Annotated in this window: 7 protein-coding genes; 3 read left to right on the top strand and 4 right to left on the bottom strand. The window is 39.9% G+C overall.

Features of this window, described 5'->3' with window-relative positions; translation table 11 throughout:
* Both WYK_RS04995 and WYK_RS04990 read right to left on the bottom strand, forming a co-directional pair.
* The coding region (locus WYK_RS04995; protein WP_040373491.1) for an imelysin family protein at positions 1 to 287 on the bottom strand (287 nt) is incomplete at its 3' end.
* A gap of 100 nt (positions 288 to 387) precedes the next feature.
* Positions 388 to 873, bottom strand: a complete 486-nt coding sequence (locus WYK_RS04990; RefSeq protein ID WP_040373490.1) for a MarR family transcriptional regulator — start codon at positions 871 to 873, stop codon at positions 388 to 390.
* A 125-nt stretch (positions 874 to 998) separates the two neighbouring features.
* Here WYK_RS04990 and WYK_RS04985 point away from each other — a divergent pair, with 125 nt between their 5' ends.
* On the top strand, positions 999 to 2519 hold the full coding sequence (locus WYK_RS04985) for an MDR family MFS transporter (protein WP_040373489.1): 1521 nt from the start codon (positions 999 to 1001) through the stop codon (positions 2517 to 2519).
* Positions 2520 to 2743: 224 nt separating this feature from the next.
* Complete coding sequence (locus WYK_RS04980) at positions 2744 to 3439, top strand: SGNH/GDSL hydrolase family protein (RefSeq protein WP_040373488.1); 696 nt, start codon at positions 2744 to 2746, stop codon at positions 3437 to 3439.
* Positions 3440 to 3483: 44 nt separating this feature from the next.
* Here WYK_RS04980 and def read toward each other — a convergent pair whose 3' ends face one another.
* Complete coding sequence (gene def, locus WYK_RS04975) at positions 3484 to 4062, bottom strand: peptide deformylase (RefSeq protein ID WP_040373487.1); 579 nt, start codon at positions 4060 to 4062, stop codon at positions 3484 to 3486.
* Between the two features lie 254 nt (positions 4063 to 4316).
* Between def and WYK_RS04970 the strand changes: the two genes are divergently transcribed.
* Positions 4317 to 6050, top strand: a complete 1734-nt coding sequence (locus WYK_RS04970; RefSeq protein ID WP_040373486.1) for an AAA family ATPase — start codon at positions 4317 to 4319, stop codon at positions 6048 to 6050.
* Positions 6051 to 6102: 52 nt separating this feature from the next.
* Here WYK_RS04970 and WYK_RS04965 read toward each other — a convergent pair.
* The coding region (locus WYK_RS04965) for an MFS transporter (protein WP_040373485.1) at positions 6103 to 7405 on the bottom strand (1303 nt) is incomplete at its 5' end.

Genomic DNA, 7405 nt, shown 5'->3' with positions numbered 1-7405 from the left:
GGCTCAGCTCGTTCATAATGCATTCTTGCAGGTGCATATAATTCCTTTGCCTTCTCAATATCCCCTGAGATAACGGCATTTGTAAATGCTTCTGTTTCTTTTACAAACTCTTCAATCTCAAGAATGGCATAGTCTCTATATTCAGCTGAAACTTGATCTAAATTGCTTGAGGCTGCCGCGGTTTTCTCCGTTTTATCTGCAGCAGGCGTTGCTTCTTCTTTTTGTCCACACCCAAATAATAAACTCGTAGTCAATAGAACAGCCACAGTGGATTTAATTGTATTCATACTCCAAAACTCCCTCGTCATTTTTTCCCGTCTTATTTCCTTTATCATTCTAACAGATATTGATAATCATTTTCAATTAAAATTTTAATGTGACATTTGCCTATAGGCTGCTATCCCGTTCTATTGTTAATTTCTCGAGTTCGTCTTCCATAATCGTTGTGATATTATGGATAAAAGTAAGAATTAAGTCCATTTCTTTTTCGTCATAATTCACACACATTTTTTTCGTAGCCTGTGCCAGCGTTTGATAATGTTCCAAGATTTCTTGATGACGTTTTGAAACAGGTGCAATAACGACTCTGCGTCCATCCTTAGGGTCCTTTTCACGCTTGACAATGCCTGCCTTTTCAAGGCGATCGATTAGTGCTGTCACTGCACCCGTGCTTAGCCCGGTAATTCTAGCTAGCTCTCCCGCTGTGATGGGTCCGGTTTCATTCAAGATATCTGCCGTCTTAAGATCAGTAGGAAAAACTCCAAGTTTCAAGGCCATATTTTGTTGAAACAAAACAGACCTCATTCCGTACTTTCGCAGTTGTTGTGTCAAACTCTCTAACTGATCTGTTTTTCTGCTGTTATCTCTTGACATTAGCTTGTCCCTCCAACTAAACTTGAACTTATCTTGATGATCAAGATTATTTTTTTTACTCATTCTAACGTATACATTTCACAAAGCACAAAAGCAAGTAATACCTAACTAAGGAGGAGAGCCTTTTGCTAGCTGAAAAAAATAATAAGCAATCATTCATTGTCGCCGGTCTATTACTGGGAATTTTCATGGCATCTATGGACAATACCATTGTCGCTACGGCTATGGGTACTATCGTATCCGATTTAGGTGATTTTGATAAATTTGTCTGGGTTACATCTGCCTACCTTGTTGCAACGATGGCTGGAATGCCCATATTCGGAAAACTATCCGATATGTATGGAAGGAAACGCTTCTTTGTATTTGGTCTAGTCATGTTTTTAATCGGATCTGCCTTATGCGGATTGGCTCAGTCTATGACGCAGCTCAGTATTTTTCGGGCGATTCAGGGTATTGGAGGCGGCGCATTGATGCCGATTGCTTTTACCATTGTATTTGATATTTTCCCTGCTAATAAACGTGGTAAAATGACTGCCCTGCTTGGTGCCGTTTTTGGTATCTCAAGCGTTCTAGGCCCATTATTGGGTGCCTTTATTACTGACACACTAAGCTGGCATTGGATCTTTTATGTGAATGTACCTATTGGTCTTGTATCATTATTCTTTATTGTTACTTATTATAAAGAATCTTCTTCACATAAAGAACAAAAAATTGATTGGGGCGGGGCTGCTACCCTTGTTATTGCGGTTGTCAGTTTAATGTTTGCTCTGGAGCTTGGGGGACAATATGGTTGGAGCTCTACTCCAATTATCTCCCTGTTTGCAAGTTTTGCACTATTTTTTATCCTTTTCTTCTATTTTGAGAGAAGAGCAAGTGATCCAATCATTTCGTTTTGGATGTTTAAGAAACGCTTATTCGCTACGTCGCAAATCCTTGCGATTCTTTATGGTGCTACATTTATTATTCTGACCGTATATATTCCAATCTTTGTTCAGGCTGTCTATGGCGGTTCTGCTACAAATGCTGGCTTAATCTTAATGCCAATGATGCTTGGAAGCGTTCTAGGCAGTGCCGGCGGAGGGATATTCCAAACAAAAACGAGCTTCCGCACCCTTATGACTGTATCTGTCTTTTCATTCTTTGCAGGAATGTTCCTGCTTGGCACATTAACACCCAATACCAGCAGAACGCTGTTGACAATTTATATGATTATTGTCGGATTTGGCGTTGGTTTCTCCTTTTCACTGTTACCTACTGCCTCAATCCACAAACTTGACCCGCGTTATCGCGGCTCAGCTAACTCGACCAACTCGTTCCTGCGTTCTTTCGGGATGACCTTAGGAATCACCATTTTTGGTGCTATTCAGACGAATTCATTTGCTAATAAAATGGCGGAAACATTCAAAGGGATGGGCGGTCAGGGAGCAGCTATGAATTTCGACGATCCGCGGCAGCTGTTCCAATCCGACACACGCTCTCAAATTCCACCTGAGATACTCGATAAAATTGTTAATGCTTTGTCGGATTCCATAACATTAACGTTCTTGCTCGCTTTAATTCCTATTGGTATAGCAATCATCACCGTCTTCTTCATGGGCAATGCCCGGGTTGAAGCAGAACCGAAAATTGAACAAAATACTAATTAAACTATACAGCCCTCTTATTTAGAGGGTTGTTTTTTTTCGCCGAATCCCGGGTATATAAGCTTTAAAACGAAGCCTCTGCACGGGTTTTCTCCGTCAGGAATACTTAGCATGCTTTTTAAAAAAGTTCACCAATTCTCAACATTTAGGAAGTCATATCCATTGTCGAATCTATGAATTGCTACTAAACTAGAAGGAGAGTTAGGAACGGATAGGAGAGAGACCAATTGAAGATTATTTGTTTTGGTGACAGTCTAACTAGAGGAATATCCATTGTGAAAGGCAGACTGAGAATTATAAAACAAAACTACCCAAATATACTAGCAAATCTTGTTGAATCATTCCCCTCTATAGAAGTAATCAATAAAGGTGTATTTAATGATAACTCAGACCTTCTGGTAAATCGTATTGATAAAGATGTTCTATCTGAAAATCCTGATGCGGTATTAATAAATGTCGGGGGCAATGATTGTAATTTTAGATGGGATGAAGTGGCTGCTCTGCCAGACGGGGAACATGAACCGATTGTTCCAATTGAACGTTATGTAGAGAACCTGACTGCAATTATTTCTGAATTTCAAGATAAACATATTACTCCGTTTTTAATTACGCTTCCACCTCTCGATCCTGCCCGATATTATCGGTCAATTTGTGCTCAATTTGGTCCATCAATCGCCCATTGGGTTTCGAGCGTTGGCGGTATAGAACATTGGCATGGGATGTATAATCGCCGATTAAAACAATTAGCAGTGGAATTAAATGTAACACTGATTGATGTCCGGACTTACTTGAAGGAAGCAGGTAATCTCAATCAATTAATATCAGATGACGGCATTCATCTTACATCTGAAGGATATAAGGAAATGAGTAGAGCAATCTTTCAAGATTTGAACACTCATTACCGAGTATCTGAAACTTTTTAAAAAAACAGACACCCTAAAAAATAACAGGGTGTCTGTTTTTTTAATTATAAACTGTTTATATCAACATTCTCGGGGAGCTTAAACGGATTGTCTTGATTAATTCGATCATAGAACATGATACCGTTTAAGTGATCCATTTCATGCTGGAAAACAATTGCTGGGAATTTTTTAAATCGTATTGTGAATTCCTTGCCCTCGATATCTATTGCCTTCACCTTGACGCGCTCATATCTTGGTACAAATCCTACGATTTCACGGTCTACAGACAAGCATCCTTCGCTTTGCGGCAGATAGGTCATTGAAGTTGACGTACTAATAATCTTCGGATTAATCATTGTGTATTCATGCAAGACACCTTTTTCATCCGTAAAGTAGACCACAAACATCCTCTTATTCAGACCAATTTGATTTGCAGAAAGGCCTACACCGGCACGTAGTCCGTACTTTTTAGAAATAACAGGATCCTGGCTGTTTTTTAAGAATTGCATCATACAAATCAACGTGTCTTTATCCTCTTTTGATAATGGAAGCTCCACTTCTTCCGTAACTTGGCGAAGAATTGGGCTGCCTTCCTTCACAATATCTTTCATCGTTATCATATAATCGCTGGTGAATTTACTCAATTTAGTATTCAACTGCCTTCATTTTGTTATTTTTCATTTCTTAAAGCCTTGTGTTATACAAAAGGCACCTCATCATGCTTATATTTTATCATTCCCTGCCGGCAAATTCAAAATGCTCAAATCCTGCCTTTCATAAAATTAAACCTACATTTAACAAATAACATAATTTACCTGTTTTTTTAGGTACTTTTACCCATTTATAATCTAACATTATTTCTTATACTTGTAGGTATATTCCAAAAGGAGATGAGTAGTTGAATTCGAAGGTCAAGCTTATGTCTAAAATACTTCCATTTGTTATTTTGTCATTTGTGATTTTAGCAGGTATTACTTGGTATGCTATGGATAAAAGCCAAGTGACAACCATTCCTTTTTCTTCAGTAGAGAATACAATTAAAGCTCAAGAGGGCCAGAATGTCTCTATTAAAGAAAAGCCAAACGGTAAATTAGTGATTAGTACCGCAGATGGCACATACGTTTCACATATCCCCCCTAACAGCCAAATGGTAAATAAATTAGTTTCCACTTATAACATAGATTATTTATATTCTTCAACGAACACCTATAGTCTCTGGATTTTAGGCGGATTGGCCGGTTTACTTATAGCAGCCGTTATAACGATTCAAAAGAAATCTAAGGGCGGTATTGGAATTAAAGGAAAATCCAAGAGTGCTATATCAACAGCCCGCCCCCTTCCGTCTATTACGTTAGCAGATGTAGGAGGTCTACAGCCTGAAATTAAACAAGAAATCCTTCAAACACTCACAACTCTAAAAGAACCAGAACGGTCAGCAAAGATTGGTATTAAGCCCCCTCAAGGTATCTTGCTATACGGTCCCCCGGGTACCGGAAAAACATTGTTGGCACAAGCCATTGCAAAAGAATTGGGGGCTAACTTCTTTTCAACAAGTGGTTCGGCTTTTAACGAAATGTTTGTCGGAGTCGGTGCATCTCGTGTTCGAAATTTATTTCAAAATGCCCGTAAGCAGACGCCTGCTGTCATTTTCATTGACGAAGTAGACGCACTTGCTGGACGTAGAAAACAAAATGGCGGTGAAGAGGGAGAAAAGACCCTTACCGAATTGCTTGTTCAGCTGGACGGCGGCCACTCTAATGAAGGCATCCTATTTGTTGCTGCTACGAACCGAAAGGATATGCTTGATGAAGCCTTTTTACGCCCAGGACGGATCGACTTCTCATTTCAGGTCCCTCTGCCTGATACAACAGGCAGAAAGGAAATTATTGAGATACACGCCAAAGGTAAACAACTGTCACTGGAAGTTCTCGCATCTCTTGATAAACTAGCTGAAAGTACGTCAGGTTTTTCCGGTGCTGACCTGAGCTCGCTTTTTGAAACAGCCTCAAGACGAGCGCTACGTAATGGACAAGATTTAATAGAGAAAGATGATATTGATTATGCGATTGACCGGACTGTTCTTGGCAGTACTTCACGAAGCTTGAATGACCCTGATACGAAACGTCGAGTGGCTATTCATGAAAGTGGACATGCCTTAATTGCAGCTCTAACTAAACCGGGTTCTGTTCGAAAAGCGACCATCATCCCTCGCGGCGAAGCCCTAGGATATGTAGCACCCATTCCAAAAGAGCTCCATTTAGCTACGGCAAGTGAATTGTTAGATCAAGTTAAAATGATCGTAGCTGGCGGTGTTGCTGAAAGAATGTACTTAGGTGAACATAGTGTCGGTGTTGGTGGAGACGTTCAACAGGCGAAGCAGCTGCTTGAACAAATGGTTGATACCGGCCTGCTGCAAGACGGTTTTACCTTAACATTTAATAAAGTTGAGAAAGAACAAAAGATGCAAGCCCTTTTCACTCAGGCAATCCAGGAGACGGAAAGTTTAATTGATTTAAACCGCCCACAATATGAAGAACTTGTAGAGGTACTCCTAAAAAAAGAAACGATTGACGGCACAGAAGTCCAACTGATCGTTGATTCTCAAGAAGCAAAGGTACTGTCATTTTCATAGTCGTGAACACTAAAAGAACCCATTTTGAACGATGTTCAAAATGGGTTCTTTATTAGCTGCTCTTTTGATAGCCATTTGGAGAAGGACTTAATTGGAGATTCATCGTACTATTATATTTATTTTGGACAAAGCTAATCGATACCGCTGCTATCAATGCAGGAATCGCAAAGCTAAGAAAATTGATATATATAGGCAGACTCAACTGTATTAACAGCCCGCCGATTGTCGGTCCCATTATCGCTCCAAACCTTCCTATTCCCAAGGCCCAGCCCAATGCAGTTGATTTTATCTGCGTTGGGTAGAACATGGAGATGTAAGCATTATTTAAATTTTGCGATCCAATCGTCGCTGCCCCAGCTATCGCGACCAAAACATATAGTAATAGAGACCCTGGTTTAAAACCAAGTACGATTAAGCAGACTGCCCCAATACTAAAATAACTGATTAACACTCGTTTTGATCCGATTCGATCGGCCAGCCAACCGCCGCATACCGAACCAACGATGGCTCCGATATTTAAGCAGCATAAAAATAGCAAGCTGGAATTCAATTCATAGCCCGCTTCAACCATCAGTTGAGGCAGCCATGTACCCAATCCATATACCATTAATAATCCCATAAAGCATGCGATCCAAAACATGATCGTAGATCTGCCGCGTTGATTTTCAAAGAGCTTTACAACAGGCACGCCAGATGTTGATAGCTCATTGATAAATCGATCTGTATCATGTGGAACATAGGAAGGATCTAAACGAGTTACTATTTTTTTAGCCTTTTCATGTTCTCCCTTTTCTACATAATAATAGAGAGATTCCGGTAAATATTTAATTAAGAAGGGAATGGCTACTAACGGAACCGCCCCTATGAAAAACATCCAATTCCATCCTACTGTCGGAATGACCTTCATGCCAAAAAGAGAGACGAATATGCCTCCGATAGAATAACCACTAAACATGATCCCTACCATAATGTTCTTAATTGACTTAGGAGAATATTCAGAGGTAAGTACGACTAATAATGGTGGAATTCCTCCCAATCCAAGCCCCGCAAGAAAACGGTAGATAGCAAAATCGATTGGTCCTTGAGCTAAACCTGTCAATAAAGTAAACGAACCAAAAAGGACCACACAACCAATAATTACTTTCTTTCTCCCTACTTTATCCGCTGCTATGCCACAAATAAGTGAGCCAATTAATCCTCCAACTAATGTTAAGCTGCCAATCAAGCCTAAAATGCTGGGTGACGTCCCCCATTCTTCGCTTAAGGTTGGAATAACTGCTCCAAAAACAGTTAAATCATAGCCATCAAACAGGATAAGGAAAATACACCATAGTAAAACAGATAGGTGAAAAGAG

The sequence above is a fragment of the Peribacillus psychrosaccharolyticus ATCC 23296 genome (assembly GCF_000305495.1).
In the GTDB taxonomy this organism is placed as follows: domain Bacteria; phylum Bacillota; class Bacilli; order Bacillales; family DSM-1321; genus Peribacillus; species Peribacillus psychrosaccharolyticus.
This window is presented reverse-complemented; position numbering and strand designations above follow the sequence as displayed.